Source organism: Microbacterium esteraromaticum (assembly GCF_014084045.1).
GTDB lineage: Bacteria > Actinomycetota > Actinomycetes > Actinomycetales > Microbacteriaceae > Microbacterium > Microbacterium esteraromaticum_D.
Map to the genome: position 1 here is coordinate 735007 of NZ_CP043732.1, position 21463 is coordinate 756469.

General features: G+C 69.2%; 20 protein-coding genes. 8 read left to right on the plus strand and 12 right to left on the minus strand.

Features of this window, described 5'->3' with window-relative positions:
* The first annotated feature begins 61 nt into the window (after window positions 1-61).
* The 3 genes from FVO59_RS03590 to FVO59_RS03600 are packed head-to-tail and all read left to right on the plus strand — an operon-like array spanning window position 62 to window position 1940.
* Complete coding sequence (locus FVO59_RS03590; protein ID WP_182254726.1) at window positions 62-730, plus strand: hypothetical protein; 669 nt, start codon at window positions 62-64, stop codon at window positions 728-730.
* The gene (locus FVO59_RS03595) at window positions 727-1389 is read left to right on the plus strand and encodes a DUF4352 domain-containing protein (RefSeq protein ID WP_182254728.1); all 663 of its coding nucleotides are present in this window, start codon (window positions 727-729) and stop codon (window positions 1387-1389) included. Before FVO59_RS03590 ends, FVO59_RS03595 begins: the two co-directional genes overlap by 4 nt.
* Complete coding sequence (locus tag FVO59_RS03600) at window positions 1389-1940, plus strand: hypothetical protein (protein ID WP_182254730.1); 552 nt, start codon at window positions 1389-1391, stop codon at window positions 1938-1940. Before FVO59_RS03595 ends, FVO59_RS03600 begins: the two co-directional genes overlap by 1 nt.
* Before the next feature lie 10 nt (window positions 1941-1950).
* Here the strand turns inward: FVO59_RS03600 and FVO59_RS03605 are convergent, their stop codons facing one another.
* Both FVO59_RS03605 and FVO59_RS03610 read right to left on the minus strand, forming a co-directional pair.
* Window positions 1951-3309 carry a hypothetical protein gene (locus tag FVO59_RS03605; protein WP_182254732.1) on the minus strand — a complete coding sequence of 453 codons (1359 nt, stop codon included), beginning with the start codon at window positions 3307-3309 and terminating at the stop codon, window positions 1951-1953.
* 31 nt (window positions 3310-3340) lie between these two features.
* The gene (locus tag FVO59_RS03610; protein WP_182254734.1) at window positions 3341-3901 is read right to left on the minus strand and encodes an acyl-CoA thioesterase; all 561 of its coding nucleotides are present in this window, start codon (window positions 3899-3901) and stop codon (window positions 3341-3343) included.
* 120 nt (window positions 3902-4021) lie between these two features.
* Here FVO59_RS03610 and FVO59_RS03615 point away from each other — a divergent pair, with 120 nt between their 5' ends.
* Window positions 4022-4531 carry a GNAT family N-acetyltransferase gene (locus tag FVO59_RS03615; RefSeq protein WP_182254736.1) on the plus strand — a complete coding sequence of 170 codons (510 nt, stop codon included), beginning with the start codon at window positions 4022-4024 and terminating at the stop codon, window positions 4529-4531.
* A 128-nt stretch (window positions 4532-4659) separates the two neighbouring features.
* Here FVO59_RS03615 and pntB read toward each other — a convergent pair whose 3' ends face one another.
* The 5 genes from pntB to FVO59_RS03640 form a co-directional block, all read right to left on the minus strand.
* The gene (gene pntB, locus FVO59_RS03620; RefSeq protein WP_182254745.1) at window positions 4660-6060 is read right to left on the minus strand and encodes a Re/Si-specific NAD(P)(+) transhydrogenase subunit beta; all 1401 of its coding nucleotides are present in this window, start codon (window positions 6058-6060) and stop codon (window positions 4660-4662) included.
* Window positions 6057-7622, minus strand: a complete 1566-nt coding sequence (locus FVO59_RS03625; RefSeq protein ID WP_182254747.1) for a Re/Si-specific NAD(P)(+) transhydrogenase subunit alpha — start codon at window positions 7620-7622, stop codon at window positions 6057-6059. Before FVO59_RS03625 ends, pntB begins: the two co-directional genes overlap by 4 nt.
* Before the next feature lie 354 nt (window positions 7623-7976).
* Window positions 7977-9707 carry a cytochrome b/b6 domain-containing protein gene (locus FVO59_RS03630; protein ID WP_182254749.1) on the minus strand — a complete coding sequence of 577 codons (1731 nt, stop codon included), beginning with the start codon at window positions 9705-9707 and terminating at the stop codon, window positions 7977-7979.
* Window positions 9708-9709: 2 nt separating this feature from the next.
* Window positions 9710-10681: an electron transfer flavoprotein subunit alpha/FixB family protein gene (locus tag FVO59_RS03635; RefSeq protein WP_182254751.1), complete on the minus strand. Its 972-nt coding sequence runs from the start codon at window positions 10679-10681 to the stop codon at window positions 9710-9712.
* Between the two features lies 1 nt (window position 10682).
* A complete protein-coding gene (locus FVO59_RS03640; RefSeq protein WP_182254753.1) occupies window positions 10683-11459 on the minus strand; it encodes an electron transfer flavoprotein subunit beta/FixA family protein in 777 nt (258 codons plus the stop codon).
* Window positions 11460-11574: 115 nt separating this feature from the next.
* Here FVO59_RS03640 and FVO59_RS03645 point away from each other — a divergent pair, with 115 nt between their 5' ends.
* The 3 genes from FVO59_RS03645 (at window position 11575) to FVO59_RS03655 (ending at window position 13173) form a co-directional block, all read left to right on the plus strand.
* On the plus strand, window positions 11575-12111 hold the full coding sequence (locus FVO59_RS03645) for a MarR family winged helix-turn-helix transcriptional regulator (RefSeq protein WP_182254755.1): 537 nt from the start codon (window positions 11575-11577) through the stop codon (window positions 12109-12111).
* A gap of 16 nt (window positions 12112-12127) precedes the next feature.
* Window positions 12128-12574, plus strand: coding sequence for an SRPBCC family protein (locus FVO59_RS03650; protein WP_182254757.1), 447 nt, complete (start codon window positions 12128-12130; stop codon window positions 12572-12574).
* 149 nt (window positions 12575-12723) lie between these two features.
* Window positions 12724-13173, plus strand: a complete 450-nt coding sequence (locus FVO59_RS03655) for a YdeI/OmpD-associated family protein (protein ID WP_182254759.1) — start codon at window positions 12724-12726, stop codon at window positions 13171-13173.
* A gap of 118 nt (window positions 13174-13291) precedes the next feature.
* On the opposite strand, the gene FVO59_RS03660 is transcribed toward FVO59_RS03655, so the two are convergent.
* From FVO59_RS03660 to FVO59_RS03680, 5 genes are all read right to left on the minus strand, one after another.
* Window positions 13292-13729, minus strand: a complete 438-nt coding sequence (locus tag FVO59_RS03660) for a putative immunity protein (protein ID WP_220465695.1) — start codon at window positions 13727-13729, stop codon at window positions 13292-13294.
* Window positions 13730-13737: 8 nt separating this feature from the next.
* A complete protein-coding gene (locus FVO59_RS03665; RefSeq protein WP_182254763.1) occupies window positions 13738-14514 on the minus strand; it encodes an enoyl-CoA hydratase-related protein in 777 nt (258 codons plus the stop codon).
* Between the two features lie 157 nt (window positions 14515-14671).
* The gene (gene mmsB / locus FVO59_RS03670; RefSeq protein ID WP_182254764.1) at window positions 14672-15559 is read right to left on the minus strand and encodes a 3-hydroxyisobutyrate dehydrogenase; all 888 of its coding nucleotides are present in this window, start codon (window positions 15557-15559) and stop codon (window positions 14672-14674) included.
* On the minus strand, window positions 15556-16746 hold the full coding sequence (locus tag FVO59_RS03675; RefSeq protein ID WP_182254765.1) for an acyl-CoA dehydrogenase family protein: 1191 nt from the start codon (window positions 16744-16746) through the stop codon (window positions 15556-15558). The genes mmsB and FVO59_RS03675 overlap by 4 nt, the downstream gene beginning before the upstream one ends.
* A gap of 12 nt (window positions 16747-16758) precedes the next feature.
* A complete protein-coding gene (locus FVO59_RS03680) occupies window positions 16759-18261 on the minus strand; it encodes a CoA-acylating methylmalonate-semialdehyde dehydrogenase (RefSeq protein ID WP_182254767.1) in 1503 nt (500 codons plus the stop codon).
* A gap of 285 nt (window positions 18262-18546) precedes the next feature.
* Between FVO59_RS03680 and FVO59_RS03685 the strand changes: the two genes are divergently transcribed.
* The gene (locus FVO59_RS03685; RefSeq protein WP_259363419.1) at window positions 18547-21324 is read left to right on the plus strand and encodes an immune inhibitor A domain-containing protein; all 2778 of its coding nucleotides are present in this window, start codon (window positions 18547-18549) and stop codon (window positions 21322-21324) included.
* The last annotated feature ends 139 nt before the right edge of the window (window positions 21325-21463 follow it).

Consider the following 21463-nt stretch of genomic DNA (forward strand, 5'->3'; position numbering starts at 1 on the left):
CGTCCAGCCTAGGCACCGATCCGGCGCACGGCGCGGAACCTCGGGGTTCTATGCTGTGTTCGTGGGGGAGGACAACGAGGCGGATGCCGCGAAGCGCGCCGCGTCAGAAGCACGCGCGGCGGCGTGGGCGCGGAAGATGGCCGATCGCATCCCGACGGGGTGGATCATCACGGGCGCCGGAGCCGTGCTGCTCGGCGCGACGGCCGCATTCGGCGGGCTGGAACCCGCGTCGGAGCCGGTTCCGAAGGAGCTGGAGGCCGGCGAGCACTTCGTCGGCTCCGATCTCGACATCGCCGTGCTCGGGGCCGAGGTCGGCGGCGAGGTCCGCGGCGCCGGGGTCGTGCCCGACGAAGGGGAAGAGACCCTGATCGTCACGCTCGAGGTGACGAACCTGTTCGAGGAGCCGCGCATAGCTCTCGCGCCTCATACGCTCAGCGCGGTGCGCATCGACGGTGTGGAGATCGTGCGCTCCGACGCGAAGCGCATCGATGACGGCAGCGTGCTGTCGTACCTCCAGCCAGATGTCCGCACCCGTGTGCGCCTGGCCTGGACGATCGACGAGGACGCCGTCTCGCCGGGAGACGAGATCCGCATCATCCTGCCCGACTCCACCCGGTACGAAGGAAGCTTCGTCACCCGCGGAAGCTACTGGGCGGACATTCAGACGGGCGCCTACGTCACCGTTCCGGTCGATGCCGTTCCGGCGGACGAGGAGGTGGTCGAGCCGTGACGATCCCTGCTCCTGCGTCGAAGGCTTCCACCTCGGGCGGTCCTGCCTCGCGCGCGGAGCGCCGCGCGCAGGCGGCTCCGCCGCGGCGAGGCGGGTCCGACCTGCGCCGACGGCTGCTGAAGACGGTGGTCCCGTGGGCGCTCTCGATCGCGCTCGTCGTGGCGACCTGGGGTCTGACACAGTTGGAGAAGGATGAGGACGCGCGCTACGACCCCTTCGTCACACGCGCGGAGGTCGGCGAGCACGCCGTGGCCCGTAACATCGCCGTCACGGTCACTGACGTGCACGCGGCGCGAGCTGTGTCGGACGGAAGCTGGCGGGCCGAGGGCACCTGGCTCGTCGTCGACCTCGACGCAGCCTCCACCCAGGACCAGTTCGGAGCGGCGCTGCGAGTGACCAACCTCCGGATCGGAGAGCGAACCTACTCTGCGACCGAGCGCGGAACCTCGATGAGGCAGCTTCCGCTGGTGACCGGTGTGCCGCAGCACGGCAGTCTCGCCTTCGAGCTGCCGGAGGACGCGCTGAAGGGACAGGCGACCCTCGTGTTCGCCGAGAACTACGACTACGCGGCCGACGGCATCATCGAGATCGTCCTCGACCTCGATGACATCGCGGTCGAGCCGGAAGTCCTGCTCGACGAGATCGGATGGGCCGAGTGATGGCGGAACGACGAGGGTGGTGGCGTGGCAACGCCGTGGCACTGTGCGCGCTCGCGGTGCTGCTGCCGGCAGCAGTCGGCGGGACGGCGTGGTGGGAGTGGAAATACGCCTACCCCGATTCCGGAAGGCCGTTGTGGGCCGTCGAGCCGGGCAAGTCCGGCACGGTGGAACTGGAGGGGGCCGTATGGGGCCCCGTCCGCGCGAAGGTCCTCACCGACACATCGGGCCTGACGATGCCGGACGATGCGACCCTGATCGGTGTCACCGTGCAGGTCACCCCCCTCGGCGAGAAGGGCCCGACCTGCTGGGCGCCGCAGCTGATCGAGCAGAGCACGGGCCGCGCGTGGCAGTCGGTCCGCGGTCAGATCGGGCTTCTGTGGGATCAGGAGGAGCCTGAGGACTGCGTGCCGACGCTCGAAGGCGAGACTGCGGAGCCGTACCAGCTGGTGCTCCCGTACGTCGTGCCCGATGACGCGAAGGGGCCGTACTGGCTGGAGATCGAGCCGGACCACGCCGAGTCGCGCTTCGTCAGGTTCAGCGTCGACCCTTGATGGGTGGCCGTCAGAGCGCGGCCGCGGGAGCCGGGTCCGCAGGCGTCGGCTCGGACATCCGGGGCGACGCCGTGGGCAGCGCACCGGCGGCAGCGGTGATGGCCGCGACGTCGGCCTCCTCCACGGTGGTGGGCGCGTCGGCATCCGTCCTGGCATCCTGCGCGCGGCGCAGCATCCCGAAGGTCGTGTCGTAGGCACCCGCGATCAGCGCCATCCGTATCGGCTCGATGATCAGCGAGGGGATCAGGAAGATCACGGGCCAGTACACGGTCCAGAAGTCGTAGAGGTCGTTGGGCCCGAACGCGCGGCCGATCCCATAGGTCAGCCACGACCCGCCCACGACGACCGCCGTGTACAGCAGCGCGTACGAGGTGATCATCACAGGCCCCGCCCGCCACATCAGAAGCACGGCGCGCCAGATCGGGATCACACGCGATGCGAGCTCGGTACCCAGGTCGCGCAGACGACGCATCAGCGGGTTCGGCACCTTGGCGATGCGCTCGCGAACCTCGGCGACGAGCTTGTGCTGGATCTGCAGCTTCTCAGCGACGATCGCCTGGCCGTAGACGACTCCCGCGACCGTGAGCCACGAGATCGGCTCCAGCAGCACGGGGCCCGCCTGCCCGAGGAGCCATCCGATCCCGTCGCCGATCCAGACGAAGGGCGCGAGCCAGCCCTTGACTGCCTCCCTGGCATCCGCGACCCACACCAGCGCCACGCGCGTGTCGACCCAGGATGTCGCCGTGTCGACGGCGTCCTTGATGAGCAGCAGCGAGAAGAACACCCATACGACCTCGCAGTAGACCGCGAGAAGGGCGAGGGCCTTGGGCGCCTTCGCCGACCACCGACCCCACGCCCACCGAGCCGCGAAGGCCAGGACGATGATCGCGATCGTCCACGCGTTGAAGGAGAGCTCGGTGATGTTGTCGCCGGGATCGAACGTGCGCTCCGTGCCGAGGGTCGCTCCGATCTCTTCCTTGTTCTTCTCGAGCGCGCGCAGCGTGTAGGCCTGCACATCGCTGCCGAGCAGACCTTGTGCCGTGTAGATCGCGAAGAACGGGAGGATGCTCGCCAGAAGTGCAGTCATGAAGGTCCGTCGGCGATCCGCCGCCGAGTCGGGCAGCGGCGCGACGGCCTGCAGCGAGCGCAGCCCGTCCCGCAGGACGAGCAGCATGCCGACCAGACTGATCAGGCGGCACAGCACAGCGACGGGGAGGATCATCAGCCCTCCGACAGAGGTGTAGGCCCCGACGAAGCCTGCGAGGGCGATCAGCCAGTAGCGGGCCACCACACCCGCGAGGTACCACGCCAGCAGCGCCGGCCAGTGTCGCCAGAGCACGCGCCCGGTCGCCTTGAGCATCTCCCCCACGCGCTCAGATTACCGTGCGGCTGCTCCTGCGTCAGCGCCAGACGCTGGGCGCGGGCTTCTTCGTCGACGGCAGGGCCGAGGCGGAGGCCCAGTCGTGGATCCACGGCTCGACCTCGGGCAGCCCGGCGGGCTTTCCGACTGCGGCGAACAGCTCTTCGTTGCTGACCGTGCCGCCGCTGCGGCGCAGCATCCGCGACCTCACGATCACTCGCGCATACACCTCGCCGTCGACCACAGCCCGGTGCTCGAGGAACACCGCCTTGTCATCGTGACCGACGAAGCGCGACTCGACGTCGAAGCGCTGCCAGAGCTGCAGCGACTTGCGGAAGGTGACGGTCTCGCTCGAGACGACCGCGTACCAGCCGCGGTCCTTCATGGCGTCGAAGAGCCCTGTGCGGATCAGCAGATCCCAGCGACCGAGGTCGAACAGCGAGAGGTAGCGGCCGTTGTTCATGTGCCGCAGGATGTCGAGATCTGTGGGCAGTGTGGTGAGACGGATACGGCTGACGGCCGACGGATCGAGAGCGTCGCCGCGGCGGGTGCGCTGCCGGGCCTGCAGGATGACGAGGAGGGTGCGCCAGATCACATTCACAAGGGGCGATAGTAGTGATCCACGACGAAACCCCCAACTTCGTTGGTCGATCACCACATACACACCCGTGTGTCACCGGTCGATTTCACCTCCGCGACAGCGGCGCGTAGAGTCACGAACATGAGCACCGAAGCCCATACCGAGATCATCGTCCGACCCGTCCGCGATGTCGATGCGGAAGCCCTGGGCCGCGTGCACGCGCAGTGCTGGCACGAGACCTACGACCACCTGATCAGCAAGGCCGCGCTCGAGAAGATCTCGCCGCGCCGGATGGCCGAGCTGTGGACCCACTGGGCCGCTCAGGGCCCGGAGTTCAAGATGAGCGCTGCACTGGTCGACGGTGAGATCGTCGGCTTCGTGGGCTCGGGCCCCGCTCGCGACAAGGACGCCCCGGCGCTGCGCGAGCTCTACTTCATCTATCTCCTCGACTCTCACCACGGCACGGGCATCGGCCAGAAGCTGTTCGACGCCGCCGTCGAGCAGGACGAGCCGCTCTACCTGTGGGTCGCCGACGACAACCCCCGGGCGCACCGGTTCTACACGCGCAACGGGTTCGCGCTCGACGGCGCGACCCACACCGAGCCGTTCCTGGGTGAGACGCTCACCGAGGTGCGCTTCGTCCGCGCCTGACCCGCGCCGACACCCCGTCTTATCGCCGACACCCCGTGCTGTGGACATCCACAGCACGGGGTGTCGGCGTTTCACGGGGTGTCGGCGAATCGGGCATCCGGATGCCGGGCAGACCCGCTCGTCGCGGATCAGAGGGCCCGGATGATGTCCTCCACCCGCTCCTTCGCATCGCCGAACAGCATCTGCGCGTTGTCGCGGAAGAACAGCGGGTTCTGCACCCCTGCGTAGCCCGCGGCCATCGAGCGCTTGAACACGATGACGTTCTCGGCCTCCCAGACGCGCAGCACCGGCATCCCGGCGATCGGGCTACCAGGGTCCTCCGCGGCGGCGGGATTGACCGTGTCGTTCGCGCCGATCACGAGCACGACGCTGGTCGACGCCAGGTCGTCGTTGATCTCGTCCATGCCGAGCACGATGTCGTACGGCACCTTCGCCTCGGCCAGCAGCACGTTCATATGCCCGGGAAGGCGCCCCGCGACGGGATGGATGCCGAAGCGCACCTCCACGCCGCGCTCGCGCAGCTTGGCGACAAGGTCGGCGACCGGATACTGCGCCTGGGCTACGGCCATGCCGTACCCGGGGGTGATCACGACGCTGGACGCCGATGAGAGCATCGACGCCGCTGCGTCTGCGGTGATCTCGCGGTGCTCGCCGTACTCGTCATCCGACGAGGCGGACGCCACGATGCCGAAGCCTCCGGCGATCACCGACAGGAACGACCGGTTCATCGCCCTGCACATGATGTACGACAGGTAGGCACCCGACGATCCGACCAGTGCACCGGTGACGATGAGCAGGTCGTTGTTCAGCAGGAGGCCCGCGGCGGCGGCCGCCCATCCGGAGTAGCTGTTGAGCATCGAGACGACCACCGGCATGTCTCCGCCGCCGATGGATGCCACCAGGTGCCAGCCGAGTGCGAACGCCAGCACCGTGACGGCGACGAGCAGCCAGAGCTGCTGATCCACCACGAACCACACCGTGAGCGCGAGGAAGGCCACCAGCGCCCCGACGTTCAGCACGTTCTTACCAGGGAGCATGAGCGGGCGCGACGACATCTTCGCCGACAGCTTCAGGTACGCGACGATCGATCCCGTGAAGGTGACGCCGCCGATGAAGATGCCGATGAACACCTCGGCGTTGTGGATGTCGACCAGCTGGGCGGGGATCGGCGCGTGCGCGAGGTGGCCGTTCCAGCCCACGAGCACGGCCGCCAGGCCGACGAAACTGTGCAGCAGCGCGATCAGCTCGGGCATCTCGGTCATCTGCACGACCTTCGCGCGCCACAGGCCGATGGCCGCGCCGATAAGCACTCCCCCGCCGAGCAGGCTGAGGCCGAGGGTCGCGCCGGTGGTTCCCCAGGCATCCGCGATGGTGAGGGCGAGGGTCGCGCCGAGCGCGATGGCCATTCCTGCGATGCCGTAGATCACACCGGCTCGGGCGGATTCGTGACGGCTGAGTCCGGCGAGGCTGAGGATGAACAGCAGGGCCGCGACGATGTACGCGGCAGCGGCAAAGGCGTCGACGGTCACTTGCTGCCGCCCTTCGCCGATGCGCGGGGCCCGCCGAGCGTGAACATGCTGAGCATTCGTCTGGTCACCGCGAAGCCTCCGAAGATGTTGATGCTGGCGAGCAGCACGGCGACGGCGGCGATCGCCTGCACGAGGGGGTTCGCGTCGGTGATCTGCAGCATGGCTCCGACGATGATCACGCCCGAGATGGCGTTCGTGACCGACATGAGCGGCGTGTGCAGCGCGTGGTGCACCTTGCCGATCACGTAGAAGCCGATGACGACCGAGAGCATCAGCACCGTGAAGTGCTGCGGCAGCGGAGCGGGAGCGAACGCGTTCACGAGGAACAGCGCGGCGATGCCTGCGACGATGAGACCGGCCTTCTTCGCCGCCGACATCGACTTCTTCTCGGGGATCGGCGCGGGCTCGGCCTTCGGGGCGGATGCCGCCGGGGCGGCAGCCACCTGAACCGGCGGCGGCGGCCAGGTGACCTCGCCGTCGCGCACGACGGTGACCGAGCGCTGCACGACATCATCGAAGTCGATCGTCAGGGCGCCGTCCTTGTTCGGCGTGAGGAGAGCGACGAGGTTGGCGACGTTGGTGCCGTAGAGCTGGGATGCCTGTGTCGCCAGCCGCGACGCGAGGTCGGTGTATCCGAGGATGATCACGCCGTTGTCCGTCACGATCCGCTCGCCTGCGACAGAGCCCTCGACGTTGCCGCCCTGCGCCGCCGCCATGTCGACGATCACGCTGCCCGGCTTCATGAGAGCGACATCGGATGCGGTGATCAGCCGGGGCGCTGCGCGTCCCGGGATCAGTGCGGTGGTGATGACGATGTCGACATCGGCCGCCTGCTCGGTGTAGATCTCGGCGGCACGCCGGTCGTAGTCGGCGCTGGTCGCCTTGGCGTAGCCGTCGGTCGACTTCTCGACCTGCACGTCGACGGCGAGATAGGTGCCGCCGATCGAGGTGACCTGGTCGGCGACCTCGGGACGCGGGTCGGTCGCGCGCACGATGGCACCGAGACTCGACGCGGCGCCGATCGCGGCGAGGCCGGCGACGCCCGCCCCGGCGACCAGCACCTTCGCCGGGGGCACCTTGCCCGCAGCGGTGACCTGACCTGTGAAGAACCGGCCGAACTCGTGCGCTGCCTCAACGACGGCACGGTAGCCGGCGATGTTCGCCATAGAGCTGAGCACATCCATCGACTGCGCGCGGGAGATGCGCGGCACGGCGTCCAGCGCGAGGGCGGTGATGCCCCTCTGCGCCAGCGATTCGACGAGCTCAGGCCGCAGGGCGGGCGCGAGCAGACCGATGAGGGTCGCACCGTCGGCGAGGCGGGCGATCTCGGCATCCGTGGGCGGGTTCACCTTCAGCACCACCTCGCTCGCCCACGCCTCGTCGGGCGGCACGATGCGCGCGCCCGCGCGCGTGTACTCCTCGTCGGGGTATGACGAGCGCGCTCCGGCTCCCTGTTCGACGACCACCTCGTGGCCGAGCTTCATCAACGTCTGCACGGTCGCCGGAGTCGCGGCGACCCGCGCCTCGTCCGGCTGCTCCTGCACGATTCCGATCTGCGTCATCGCGATCCTTCCCATCCGGCGTCCTCGCCGGTTCGCTCAGGTTACTGAGCCGTTCGAAGGAATTGCACGCACCGCAGCCAGATGACGCCTCAAGAATAAGGATTCTTGTCACGGGCGAAACACGGCGCCCTCCGCCGCTCGAAAGCCCCCGCCGCGCGACTGCCTCGCCCCCTCCAGACCCTCTCTCCCCCGATGCTTCCGCCCCCTCTGAACACCTCGCCGTCGAACGTTTCCGCCCCCTCTGAACTACCTCGCCCCCTCTGAATCACGCGAATCAGAGGGGGCGAAGACGATGAGAGGGGCGAGGACGACAAGAGGGCACCGGGATGCCGGACCGGCGGCCGGGAGCCCGGGTCAGCGGCCGGACACCTGCCCGAACAGCTTGGCGATCGGCGCGAGCACGAGCGGACGGGCAGCGAACCAGCCACCCGCGATCACCGCGATCGCGAGCACGAAGACCCAGAAGCCGGTCCAGTCGGCGGCGTACGCGACGCCGTCGACCGAGCCCTGCGAGGCGAACATGTGGTTGAGGTTTCGCAGCATCCCGGTGAGGAACACGAGCGCGACGTGCACGATGATGAACGCGACGAAGTACAGCATCACCGGGAAATGCAGCGCACGTGCCCACTCGACGGGGTACGTTTTCGACAGCTTCTCGGCCTTCTTGGGCCACAGCCCCGACATCCGGAACCCGGTGGCGATGGCGAGGGGCGCGGCGATGAACACGGTGACGAAGTAGGCCAGCTGCTGCAGGCTGTTGTAGTTCACCCACCCGTTGTCGGTGGGCCAGTCGAACGAGACGTACTGCAGACCCGCCGACAGCGCGTTCGGGAAGACCTCCCAGCTGGTGGGCACGATGCGCGCCCAGTGGCCGGTGGTGAACAGCAGCACAACGAAGATGACGCCGTTGATGATCCACAGCAGGTCGAGCGCCTGGTGGAACCACAGCGTGAGGCTGATCTTGCCCTTGCTGTCGCCGCGCGGAGCCCAGAACACGGTGGGCCGCTTCTCGCTGCGCACGCGCAGACCCGAGCGGATGATCAGCACCATCAGGAACATGTTGAAGAAGTGCGCCCAGTTCGCCCACGGAGCGAATCCGGGTTCGACCTCGACGGCCGGGTGGTACTCGCCCGGGTAGGTCACGAGGAAGTCCTGCATGAAGGGCAGGCTCAGGAAGGTGCGGACGAGGAAGACGGCGGCGACCGCCAGCAGCCCGAGGGATGCCAACCCCAGCAGCCCTCCGATGGCCTGCGGCCAGGTCGGGCGCAGCGGTGAGGGCTCGGGCAGCGGCTCGGCTGCGTGCCGTGGAGCCCGGCCCTGCCAGACGGTGCGCGGGTAGGGCAGGGGCGTCGAGACATCGGACCTCGTCGCGACTGCCGCCGACTCCTGCGCGGTCGATGCGGCCACCGGGGCCCCGATCTGCTCGGCGGCCGCGACATCGGGCTGCACGGCGACCGTCGGCTGCGCGGCGACATCGGGCTGCGTGGCGACCGCACGGGTGGTGCCGGCCGGAGGCCACGGCTCCCCGCCCGGCACGCGCGGAAGCCCACGGCGCGCAGCGGCTCCCGCATCCGCTGCTGCTGCCTGCGCTGCTGCCGGTGCCTGCGCCGCCTGAGCGTCGACAGCACGGGACGTCGCCGACTGCGCGCCCTGTTCACGCGAAGAAGCCGTACTCTCGGCGAGTTCCCGTGCACTCGACGCCACGGGGGCGGGTGCGGCCGCGTTCGCGGCGACGGCGGGGGCGGATGCCACAGATGCGGCGTCCGCAGGAGGCCAGGGCTCTCCGCCCGCCACTCGTGGCAGCCCGCGCCGCAGGCTCACGACCGCACGCCCTCCAGCATCCGGACTCCCCGTCCTCGCACTCTCGTCGAGAGCACGGGACGTCGGCGACTGCACCGCCTGTGCACGCGAAGAAGCCGTGCTCTCGGCGAGTTCCCGTGCTGTCGACGCCTCGGTGGGCGTCACCGCGGGGGCCTCGAGAGGCGCCGCCTCGCCGACGGGGGCGGATGCCTCGATCTCGGTGGCGGGAGGCCAGGGCTCCCCGCCCTTCACCCGCGGGAGGCCGCGACGGATCGATGCGGCCATGATCACTTCTTCCGGGCTTCGAGCGCCTCGATCAGCTGCGGCACGACCGTGAACACGTCGCCGACGATGCCGAAGTCGGCGACGTCGAAGATCGGGGCCTCGCCGTCCTTGTTGATCGCGACGATGGTCTTCGCCGTCTGCATGCCGGCGCGATGCTGGATCGCGCCCGAGATGCCGAGTGCGATGTACAGCTGCGGCGACACCGAGACGCCGGTCTGGCCGACCTGATGCGCATACGGGATGTATCCGGCGTCGACCGCGGCCCGCGACGCGCCGACAGCTGCGCCGAGGGCGTCGGCGAGCTGCTCGACGAGCACGAACTTCTCCTTCGAGCCGAGACCGCGCCCGCCCGAGACGACCCGGGTGGCTCCGCGCAACTCAGGACGCGAGGAGGTCTTCTCCTCTTCGGCGACCTCGCCGACCGTGGCGACCGCAGCACCGGATGCCGTGACCGAGAGCTCCTCGACCGCAGGCGAGGCGACCGCCTCGGCACGTGCGTCGACTGCGCCCTGGCGGACGGTGATCACGGGGGCTCCGAAGGTGGGCGCCGAGTCGGTGAGGTACGAGCCGCCGTAGACCGAGTGCTGCGCGGTGACACCCTCCTCGTCACGCGAGACGCCGATCGCGTCGACCGACAGCGCGAGCCTCTCGCGCACCGCGAGGCGGCCGGCCACGTCGCGCCCGGCGATCGAGTTCGACACGAGCACGGCATCCGGCTGCACCTGGCGGAACGCCGCCTGCAGCGCGTCGACGACGGGCACGGTGAGCGAGGACGCGTCGCCGGTCGCCGTGAGAATGACCTGCGCGCCCGCCGCAGCGGCGGCATCGGTCGCCGCCTGCGTGCCGCCGACGATCAGCGCCACGGGAGCTCCGACCGTCGAGGCCGCGCCGATCAGCGCGGCGGTGCTGCTGGCCGCGCCGCCGGACGGGTCGACGTCCACGAGGACGAGGATCGACTTCTCGGGGTACGCCATGTCACACCAGCCTGTTCTGCGCGAGGAACTCGACGAGCTGCGCCGCGGCGTCTCCCTCGTCGGTGATCTTGACTCCCGCGGCGCGCGGGGGCTTCTCGGACACGGTCGTCATGATCGTGCGGGGAGCTGCGGCGGGGTCGGCCGAGACGCCGAGGTCGGCCAGCGAGAGCACCTCGAGGGGCTTCTTCTTCGCGGCCATGATGCCCTTGAAGTTCGGGAAGCGGGCATCCGGAAGCGCCTCGGTGATCGAGATGACGGCCGGAAGCGGCACCGTGACCTCCTGCGTGCCGGCGTCGCCGGTGCGGGTGCCGGTGAGCTGCCCGTCGCCGATCTCGACGGCGCTCAGCGCGGTCGCCTGCGCGTAGCCGAGGTGCTCGGCGAGCATCGCGGGGATGACACCGCCCGAGCCGTCGGTCGACAGGTTGCCCGTGATGACCAGGTCGGGCTCTCCGCGGCGGATCGCGGCGGAGAGCACCTCCGCGGTGAGGGTGAGGTCGGCTCCGCGCAGCTCCTCGTCGACGACGTGGACGGCGGCTGCCGCACCGATCGCGAGCGAGCGGCGCACGGATGCCGTCGCCGACTCGGGCGACATCGACAGGCTCACGACCTCGGTGCCGGGGTTCTTGTCGGCGTAGGACAGGGCGACCTCGAGTGCGCGCTCGGTGATCTCATCGAGCACCACCTCACCCGCCGCCCGATCCGCCAGACCTGTCTCGAGGTCGAGCTTTCGGTCACCGTAGGTGTCGGGGACTTCCTTCACCAGGACGTAGATCTTCATTGAACCTCCCTCACGCAGGATCGATCCTACCCGCGCGATGTTGTGGAATCAGGTCTCAACTCACATGATACTGAGTCCCGAACGTTGGTCGGCCGGTTGCCTATACCGTTGATCCATGGCCCGTCCCCGTCCCCTGCCCATCGATCCCCTCGCCGAGGCCAAGAGACAATGGCTCGCGCACGGCTGGACCGACGCCGCCGAGGGCATGGCCGTCGTCACGTCGGTGATGCGCGCCCAGCAGCTGCTGCTCGCGCGGGTGGATGCCGCGCTGAAGCCCTTCCAGGTGACCTTCGCCCGCTACGAGGTGCTGCGTCTTCTCGCGTTCAGCCGCACCGGCACCCTGCCGCTCTCCAGCGTCGTCGCCCGCCTGCAGGTGCACGCGACCAGCCTCACGAGCACGGCGGAGCGCCTGGTGCGCGACGGCCTGGTGCGGCGCGACCCCCATCCGCACGACGGCCGCGCCGCGCTCCTCACCCTGACCGACTCCGGCCGTGACCTCGTCGAGCGCGCCACGGCCGCGCTGAACACCGAGGTGTTCTCGTCCCCAGGGCTGGATGCCGGCGATGCGGCATCCCTCGTCGGCATCGTCGCCCGGCTGCGCAAGAACGCCGGCGACTTCACCGACCCCCGGCCCCTGCCCGACCCGCTCTGATGCCCGACCCGCTCTGATGCCCTCGTTCACGCTCGAGCGCATCGTCCCCGCACCGCCGACGGAGGTCTTCGATCTCTCGCTCGACGTCGGCCTGCATCTCGTGTCACAGAGCGCGCACGGCGAGCGGGTGGCAGCGGGCCGCACCTCCGGGCGTCTCGAGGAGGGCGAGCAGATCACCTGGAGCGCCAGGCACTTCGGGCTGAGGTTCCGGATGACCTCTCTCGTGTTCGACGTCGAGCGTCCTCGACGCTTCCGGGACCGGCAGGTACGAGGGCCGTTCGGATCGTTCCTGCACACGCATGAGTTCGAGCCCATCGATGCGGGCACGCTGATGCGCGACACGATCGAGTTCCGCTCCCCGTTCGGCCCGCTGGGGCGACTGGTCGACGCCGCCGTTATGCGCCGTCATCTCATCCACGTGATCACCGAGCGCAACGACGGCATCAGCGCGCATTTCGCCTGACTGCACTCCGCGAGACTTACCTTCCAGCACGAGACGGGGCGCCAGAACCCCCGCCTCGTGCTGGAAGGTAAGTCTCACGGGGCAGGTCAGCGCACGGGGCCGGTCAGCTCGCGTGGCCGGTCAGCTGCAGGCTGTCTAGGATGAGCGGCATGAGCGAACTCCGACTGCGCACCGTCCTCGAACCGATGGGTCCTGCCGGTGCGATCGTGCTCGACGACGAGCAGGTCGCCGCGCTGAGCAGCGCCAAGGCGTTCCCGGTCGTCGTCGCCATCGGCGAGCGCTCGGCGCGCCTGCGCCTCGCACGCATGGGCGGCAAGAACCTCATCGGGTTCAGCAAGGCGGTGCGCGCCGAGATGGGAGTGGAGCTCGGCGACGAGTTCGACGCGGTCATCACTCCGGATGCCGAGGAGCGAACCGTCGACGTGCCCGAGGTGCTGGCCGCCGCGCTCGAGGCGGACCCCGTCGCGCGCGCCGCCTTCGAGGCGCTCGCGTACTCGCGCCGCAAGGAGATCGCGCGCTCGATCGCCGAGGCGAAGCAGGATGCCACGCGTCAGCGCCGCCTCGAGAAGGCACTCGCCGACCTGCGCACCGCCCTCTGACGCCCGCCGCCCGCCGCCAAGCGACCCGGCTCGCGAGACTTATGTTCCCGCACGAGACAGTGCTGCGGAAGGCACGCCTCGTGCCGGAACGTACGTCTCGAGCTGCGCGAGCCGCGGGTCAGTCGCCGTCGTACACGTAGCGGTCGAAGCGCTCGGGCACGCGCATCCGCTGCCAGGCGAGCTCCTCGTCGCGGCGCGACCGGTCGCCCGGGAACGCCTTGGCGGTGTACCTCGGCACCTGCCTGGCATGCCCCGCCATGTGCGCCACGGCTGCGGCCTGTCCGCACACGCGCGCGGCGGCGATGGCGTTCGCGTCGCGCGACTCGCGAGCCGCAGCATGGCAGGCGAACGCCCGCTCGCGCACCTCGTCGATGCTGAGCTCGCCGCGCAGGAACGCCTGGGCGGCGTCCAGCGCGTCTCGCGGGCGGGTGTCGTGCGGACGCTCGGAGAGGAAGAGCGGCAGCATCCGCTCAGCGCACGCGACCGTCCACTGCACGAGCTCGCGGCGGTCGTCCTCAGAGAGGGTCAGGTCGGAGTCGTCGGGCAGTGCTTTCATGGCCGCGCTCATCGGTGCTGGAAATGAGGGGGGCGCTTCTCGCGGAATGCGGCCATCCCCTCCTTCTGGTCAGCCGTGTCGAACAGCGCCGCGAACTGCTGCTTCTCGATGGCGAGCCCCACCTCGAGCGTCGTCTCCATCGCGGCATCCAGCGTGGCCTTCGCCGCGTACAGCGACGGCAGCGACTTCTCGGCGATGGTCTCGGCAAGCCTGGTCGCCTCATCGAGCAGGTCGGCGGCAGGCACGACGCGCGAGACCAGGCCGATGCGCTCGGCCTCGTCGGCCTTGATCAGTCGTCCCGACAGGATGAGCTCGGCGGCCTTGTAATAGCCGACGGCGCGGATGAGCCGCTGCGTGCCGCCCATGCCCGGCACGACGCCGAGGTTGATCTCGGGCTGGCCGAAGGTGGCGGTGTCGGCGGCGAGGATGATGTCGCACATCATCGCGAGCTCGCAGCCGCCGCCGAGCGCGTAGCCCGAGACCGCGGCGATCACGGGGGTGTGCACGGCCGCGAAGCGGGTCCAGGCGCCGAAGTGGTCGGTGTCGAGCATCTCGGCGCCGGTCTTCGACTCCATCTCCTTGATGTCTGCTCCGGCGGCGAATGCGCGCTCTGACCCGGTCACCACGATGGCGCCGACGCTGTCGTCCGCGTCGAAGGCGGATGCCGCTGCCGCGACCTCCTCGGAGACCTGGCCGTTCAGGGCGTTCAGCGCCTCCGGCCGGTTGAGGGTGATCCAGCCCACCCGTCCTCGCTGTTCGACAAGGATCGTCTCGTACTCGGACATGTCGCTCCCCTCAGCCGCCCCGGCGCGGCGCATCCAGTATCTCAGGCGCGACGGACGTCGTCGTCGCGCGCGTGTGCACACTTCTCCCCGTTCTGCACACCGATCGCCCGAATCCGTGTGCAGAACGGGGACATCTGTGCAGAGTGCCGGGCAGGCGTCAGACGATGCCCTCGCGGATGTCTGTGATGATGCCCGAGAAGTCGCGCGACGCGCCCTCGCCCTCGGCGAACGCGGCGTACAGCTGCTGTGCGAGGCGGCCCATCCTGGCATCCGTTCCCGTCTGCTCGATCGCCTGCAGGGCGAGTCCGAGGTCTTTCGCCATCAGGGCCCCGGCGAAACCAGGCTGGTAGTCGCGGTTGGCGGGGCTCGTCGGCACGGGTCCTGGCACCGGGCAGTTGGTCGTGATCGACCAGCACTGACCGGATGCCTGCGACACGACGTCGAAGAGCGCCTGGTGCTCGAGACCGAGCCGCTCGCCGAGCACGAACGCCTCGGCGACGGCGATCTGCGACACCGCGAGCACCATGTTGTTGCACACCTTCGCCGCCTGGCCGAGGCCGGGGCCTCCGCAGTGCACGATGCGCTTGCCCATCGCCTCGAGCAGCGGCAGCGCCGCGGCGAAGTCGTCGTCCGAGCCGCCGACCATGAACGCGAGCGTGCCGTTCTCAGCGCCGACGACGCCACCCGAGACCGGCGCGTCGACGTTGCGGTGCCCCGCGGCGATCGCCAATTCGTGCGCGGTGCGCGCCTCGTCGACCGCGATCGTCGACGACTCGATGAACAGCGTGCCTGGTGCGGCGGCGGCGAGCAGCTCGTCCTGATAGGCGGCGATGACGTGGCTGCCGGCGGGGAACATCGTGATGACGACCTCGGCCTCGGCTACGGCATCGGCGCCGCTCGCGGCCACCGGGATGCCCGCGCCCTTCGCCGCCTCGATCGCGGCGGGCACGAGGTCGAAGCCGTGCACATCATGGCCCGCCTTCACGAGGTTGACTGCCATGGGAAGGCCCATGTGGCCGAGCCCGAGGAAGGCGATGCGGGTCATGATGCGCTCCGCATCGACACCGATCCGGCTGGACGCAGCATCTCGCGCCCGACGATGAGTCGCATGATCTCGTTCGTCCCTTCCAGGATCTGATGCACGCGCAGGTCGCGCACGACCCTCTCGACCCCGTAGTCCTGAAGGTACCCGTAGCCGCCGTGCAGCTGAAGCGCCCTGTTGGCGACCTCGAAGCCGGCGTCTGTGGCGAAGCGCTTGGCCATGGCGCAGCGCATCGTGGCATCCGGAGCCTTCTCGTCGACGGCCTGCGCGCCGTCTCGCACCATCAGTCGCGCGGCCTGCAGCTCGGTGCGCATGTCGGCTATCGCGAACAGGATCGACTGCTTCTCGGCCAGCGGCTCGCCGAAGGCGACCCGCTCGTGCACGTACTGCACGGCCTTCTCGATGGCCCACTGCGCACCGCCCAGCGAGCAGGCGGCGATGTTCAGCCGCCCGCCGTTGAGCGCCGACATCGCGATCGCGAAGCCCCGGCCCTCGTCGCCGAGCATGGCGGACGCCGGAACGCGCACTCCGTCGAAGATGACCTGTCGGGTGGGCTGCGCGTGCCAGCCCATCTTCTTCTCGGGTGCTCCGAAGCTGAGCCCCTCGGCGTCGCCGGGCACGAGGAAGGCGCTGATGCCCTTCGCGCCCGATCCGGCGTCTCCCGTGCGCGCCATGACGACGTACACGCCGGCCTCGCCGGCGCCCGAGATGAACTGCTTCACGCCGGTGAGCAGGTAGTCGTCGCCGTCGCGGGTGGCGCTGGTCGCGATGTTCGCGGCGTCAGACCCGGCCCCCGGCTCGGTGAGGCAGTATCCCCCGAACTGCTCCATGGCGGTGAGCGCGGGCAGCCACCGACCGCGCTGGGCGTCGTCGCCGTACGTGTCGATCATCCAGGCCACCATGTTGTGGATCGAGATGTACGCAGCCACCGCGGGGTCTCCCTTGGCGAGTTCCTCGAAGATGGCGACGGTGTCGACGCGGGCCAGGCCCGTGCCCCCGAACTCCTCGCCGACGTAGATGCCGCCCAGGCCAAGCTCACCCGCCCGGTGCAGCGACTCGCGAGGGAAGATGTGCTTCTCGTCGCGCTCGGCGGCGTACGGGGCGAGCTCTGTCTCGGCGAACTCGCGCACGGCGCCGAGGATCGCCTCGCGCTCCTCGGCGGTGACGGTGCTGGTGTTGATCATGGTCATCGTCGTGGGTTCCTAGTTCATGGTGGGGATGACGAAGCTCGCGCCGTCGCGCACTCCGTGCGACGGCCAGCGGCTCGTCACCGTCTTGGTCTTGGTGTAGAAGCGGAACGCGTCGGTGCCGTGCTGGTTCAGGTCACCGAAGCCGCTGCGCTTCCAGCCGCCGAAGGTGAAGTACGCGATCGGCACCGGGATCGGCACGTTGACGCCGACCATGCCGACGTTCACGCGAGCCGTGAAGTCGCGGGCCGCGTCGCCGTCGCGGGTGAAGATCGACACCCCGTTGCCGTACTCGTGGTCGGATGCCATCGCCAGCGCCTCTTCGTAGTCGGCGGCGCGCGCGATCACGAGCACCGGACCGAAGATCTCCTCGCGGTAGATCGCCATGTCGGTGGTGACGTGGTCGAACAGGGTCGGTCCGAGGTAGAAGCCCTCCTCGTGACCTTCGACGGTGAATCCTCGTCCGTCGGCGAGAAGCGTGGCGCCCTCGTCGAGGCCCTGCTGGATGTACCCGGTGACGCGGTCCACAGCATCCCTGGTGACGAGCGGGCCGTAGTCCATGCCCTCCTCCAGCGAGGGGCCGACCTTCAGCTCGGCCACGCGCTCGGTGAGCTTGGCCGCCAGGGCATCCGCCGTCTCCTCCCCCACCGGCACGGCGACGGAGATCGCCATGCAGCGCTCGCCCGCCGAGCCGAAGCCGGCGCCGATCAAGGCGTCGGCGACCTGGTCGAGGTCGGCGTCCGGCATCACGATGAGGTGGTTCTTCGCGCCGCCGAAGCACTGCGCGCGCTTGCCGTTGGCGATCGCGGTCGTGTAGATGTACTCGGCGATCGGGGTCGAGCCGACGAAGCCGACCGCCTGGATGCGCGGATCGGTGATCAGGGCATCCACCGCCTCCTTGTCGCCGTGCACCACGTTGAAGACCCCGGCCGGCAGACCCGCCTCGAGGAACAGCTCGGCGAGCTTGACCGGGACGGACGGGTCGCGCTCGCTCGGCTTGAGGATGTAGGTGTTGCCGGATGCGATGGCGGGGCCGGCCTTCCACAGCGGGATCATGGCAGGGAAGTTGAACGGCGTGATGCCCGCGACGACGCCGAGCGGCTGACGCATCGAGTACACGTCGATGCCCGTGCCGACGCCCGTGGAGTACTCGCCCTTGAGCAGGTGGGGGGCGCCGATGCAGAACTCGATGACCTCGAGCCCGCGCTGCACGTCTCCCTTGGCGTCGTCGAAGGTCTTGCCGTGCTCGCTCGAGAGCAGGCGCGCGATCTCGTCCATGTCGCGGTTCACGAGATCGACGAAGCGCATGAGCACGCGGGCCCGCTTCTGCGGGTTGGTCGCCGCCCACTCCGGCTGCGCAGCCTCGGCGACGTCGATCGCAGCGCGAACCTCATCGGTCGTGGCGAGCGGCACCCGGGCCTGCACGGCCCCCGAGCTGGGCTCGAAGACGTCCGCGACGCGGCCGCCGGCGGATTCGACATGCTTTCCGCCTATGAAATGGGGGATCATACGAGTCATTGTGCTGACGCTCCTCTGCACCTTCTTTGGCACTGTGACAAGACTAATCGGTGAGCCGAACATTTACTAGGGCGTCCTACTATCTCGGTCAGAGACGCCCGCCACGACACGCGCGGGCCGATATTCCGCAACCGCGCTCTTCCCTTGACGGGGTTCGACATGTAAACCGTTATCTGTGCGCCCTGACCGGGGCGCTTCATTTCGCACCGTCGCGAGATCCCTACGCGACGGTGTCCGAAGGGAGAAGCAATGTCACATCGGACTGCCCCAGCGCGACGACGCGCCGTGGCCGCGACGTCCGCCTTCGTGATCGCTGCCGCAGGCCTCACGGCCTTCGGCGGGGCGACCGCGACCGCGGCCTCGTCGCCTGACACGGAGGCGCCGCAGGCGGCACCTCAGATCGGTGCCGACGAGTACTACATGAACCTCGTCGCACCCCGCGTCGACGACGCCGTGGACGCACCCGCAGACGGACCCATCGCGAACTCGAAGGGCCAGGCGAAGCGCTCGCTGAGCGGCGAGGCGCTCGAGCGCGCGACGGAGCACGACCGCAAGTTCGCCCAGGGCAACCCCAAGGCCGCGGCGCAGCTCGCGAAGAACGAGGCGAAGGCGCTCAAGACGGGCAAGAGCCCGAAGGCGCTGAAGAAGTCCAAGGGCACGCAGGAGGCGAAGCTTCTCACGATCCTCGTCGAGTTCAACGGGACGGACGACTTCTCGAACGTGCAGGTGCCCACCGAGTACGGCTCCACGGAGTGCAAGCTCGGCAGCGTGCAGGGTCCGACCCTGCACAACGGCATCCCGAACCCGGCAGAGACCGAGCACCTCGACAACAACTCGATGTGGGTGCCCGACTTCTCGAGCGAGCACTACAACAAGATGCTCTTCACCGAGGAGGGCATCACCGAGCGCGTGCGCACCGACCTCACCGGCCCCGACGGCCAGCCCGGCTTCGACATCTCGGGCTACACCATGAAGAACATGTACGAGGAGATGTCGCGCGGGGCCTACTCGCTCAGCGGCTCGGCGACCGAATGGGTGCAGGTCCCGCACTCCGAGGGCTGGTATGGCGCGAGCGTCTGCCACCAGAACGAGGAGGGCGTGTGGGAGGCCGGTGCCGTTCAGGACCAGCAGGGCCACCCCGACAACCCGCTCGGACCCGGCCAGCTGCCCATCGACGCGGTCGCGGCCGTGGCGGCCAGCAACCCCGACTTCCCCTGGGACGAGTACGACATCGAGGACCAGGGCGACCGTGACGGCGACGGCAACGTGCTCGAGCCCGACGGCGTGATCGACCACGTCGTGCTCGTGCACGCCGGTGCAGACAAGTCCGGTGGCGGCGGGGCCGAGGGCACCTACGCGATCTGGGCGCACTCGTCGGCTGTTGCCGGAGGCGCCACGATCCCGGGCACCGACCTGAAGATCTCGAACTACATCGTGCAGCCCGAGGACTCGGGCGTCGGCGTCTTCGCCCACGAGTACGGACACGACCTCGGTCTGCCCGACCTGTACGACACGTCGAACAACGGCGACTCGGGCATCGACTTCTGGGACCTGATGAGCTCGGGCTCGCACTCCGGCCCCATCTTCCAGTCGATGCCGACCCACATGGGCCTCTGGGACAAGTGGGTGCTCGGCTGGGCCGACCCGAAGGTCGTCAACCCGGGCGATGACGAGACCACCATCAAGGTCGGTCAGACCTCGCGCCCCAAGAAGGGCACCGAGGACGGCATCAAGGTCAACCTGCCCGACAAGGAGATCGTGCTCTCGACGCCGCACAGCGGCTCCGACATGTGGTACTCCGGCGCCGACCAGAGCTGGGCGGATGTCACCCTCACCCGCTCGATCGACGACGTGCCCGCCGACGCGAAGTTCTGGATGTGGAACGACTACGTCATCGAAGAGGACTGGGACTACGGCTACGTCGAGGTCTCGACCGACGGCGGCAGCACCTGGAGCGAGCAGAAGGTCTACAACGAGGCCGGCGAGCTGGTCTCGACCGACGACGGCTACGGCGACCCGAACGGCCGCATGAAGGACTTCGGCGGCAAGAAGTACGGCCTGACCGGGTCCAGCGGCGGCTGGAGCCACGACTACGTCGACCTGACGGCCTTCGCCGGTCAGGACGTCCAGGTGCGTCTGCGCATGGCGACGGATGCCGCCTTCGAGGAGCGCGGCTGGTTCGCCGACGACTTCGCGCTGACCAGCGCCGGCAGCACGGTGTGGTCGGACGACGTCGAGTCGGGTGACAACGGCTGGACCGCCAACGTCGGCACGTGGACCGACACCACCGGAGCCGGATGGCACCACGACAGCGGCACCCAGATCAAGGCGCAGTACTACCTTGTCGAGTGGCGCAACCTCGACGGCTTCGACGAGGGCCTGAAGTACGGCTACACCACGGTGTACAGCGACGAGGCCTGGAAGGTCGAGAAGGTTCCGTACAACGCACCGGGAGCACTCGTCTGGTACCGCGACACCACCTACGGCAGCACCAACCACGTGGCGAACAACCACACGGCACTGCCGAGCTGGGGCGCGAAGGGCGGTCTGCTGCTCGTCGACAGCCACTTCGACCCGCTGCGTCGCACCGGCGCACAGGCCGAGATGGACCCCTCGCCGCTGAAGAACGTCTCCAGCCGCGCTCAGACCTCGAACGCCGCGTTCGGCCTGCAGCCGACGTACTCGTTCAAGGACTGCTCGGTCGACGCGAACTACAACGAGGCGTGCACCACCTTCGCCCCGCAGTCGCCGGTGAGCACCTTCACCGACGACCAGGGCTGGGTGCCTGGCATCGAGGTCCGCGGCGAAGACCTGTACTACCGCCTGCGCGACGCCTCGGTCGTCGTGCCGTCGGTCGGCGACGCTCCGTACACCACCCGCGTCGTCAACGCCGACGGTTCGCCTGCCACCGACCTCTACGGTCTCGCGCTGGGCAACACCATCCTCGGCAGCGGAAACCCCGCTGACGCGGGCGTGGGCTACGGCACGGTGATCTCGGTGAAGAAGGCTCTGCAGGGCAACACCGCAGCGCTGATCTCGGTCACCCCGCCATCGGCGGAGTGATCACCGCGGACTGACCGCAACCGGAGGCGCCGGTCACCCTCGGGTGGCCGGCGCCTTCGCGTGCCCGCGCCCCGCCCGCCGACCCCGCCGACCCCGCCCAGCCGGACCGTCCGGGCCCGCGGCCCGCCCGCCCGGCCCC

Coding starts and splice junctions, on each gene's coding strand:
- FVO59_RS03665 (WP_182254763.1), bottom strand. CDS start 14,514: ATGTCCGAGTACGAGACGATCCTTGTCGAACAGCGAGGACGGGTGGGC.
- FVO59_RS03625 (WP_182254747.1), bottom strand. CDS start 7,622: ATGACGCAGATCGGAATCGTGCAGGAGCAGCCGGACGAGGCGCGGGTC.
- FVO59_RS03630 (WP_182254749.1), bottom strand. CDS start 9,707: ATGGCCGCATCGATCCGTCGCGGCCTCCCGCGGGTGAAGGGCGGGGAG.
- FVO59_RS03635 (WP_182254751.1), bottom strand. CDS start 10,681: ATGGCGTACCCCGAGAAGTCGATCCTCGTCCTCGTGGACGTCGACCCG.
- FVO59_RS03675 (WP_182254765.1), bottom strand. CDS start 16,746: ATGACCATGATCAACACCAGCACCGTCACCGCCGAGGAGCGCGAGGCG.
- FVO59_RS03600 (WP_182254730.1), top strand. CDS start 1,389: ATGGCGGAACGACGAGGGTGGTGGCGTGGCAACGCCGTGGCACTGTGC.
- FVO59_RS03615 (WP_182254736.1), top strand. CDS start 4,022: ATGAGCACCGAAGCCCATACCGAGATCATCGTCCGACCCGTCCGCGAT.
- FVO59_RS03640 (WP_182254753.1), bottom strand. CDS start 11,459: ATGAAGATCTACGTCCTGGTGAAGGAAGTCCCCGACACCTACGGTGAC.
- FVO59_RS03660 (WP_220465695.1), bottom strand. CDS start 13,729: ATGAAAGCACTGCCCGACGACTCCGACCTGACCCTCTCTGAGGACGAC.
- FVO59_RS03645 (WP_182254755.1), top strand. CDS start 11,575: ATGGCCCGTCCCCGTCCCCTGCCCATCGATCCCCTCGCCGAGGCCAAG.
- FVO59_RS03650 (WP_182254757.1), top strand. CDS start 12,128: ATGCCCTCGTTCACGCTCGAGCGCATCGTCCCCGCACCGCCGACGGAG.
- FVO59_RS03680 (WP_182254767.1), bottom strand. CDS start 18,261: ATGACTCGTATGATCCCCCATTTCATAGGCGGAAAGCATGTCGAATCC.
- FVO59_RS03655 (WP_182254759.1), top strand. CDS start 12,724: ATGAGCGAACTCCGACTGCGCACCGTCCTCGAACCGATGGGTCCTGCC.
- mmsB (WP_182254764.1), bottom strand. CDS start 15,559: ATGACCCGCATCGCCTTCCTCGGGCTCGGCCACATGGGCCTTCCCATG.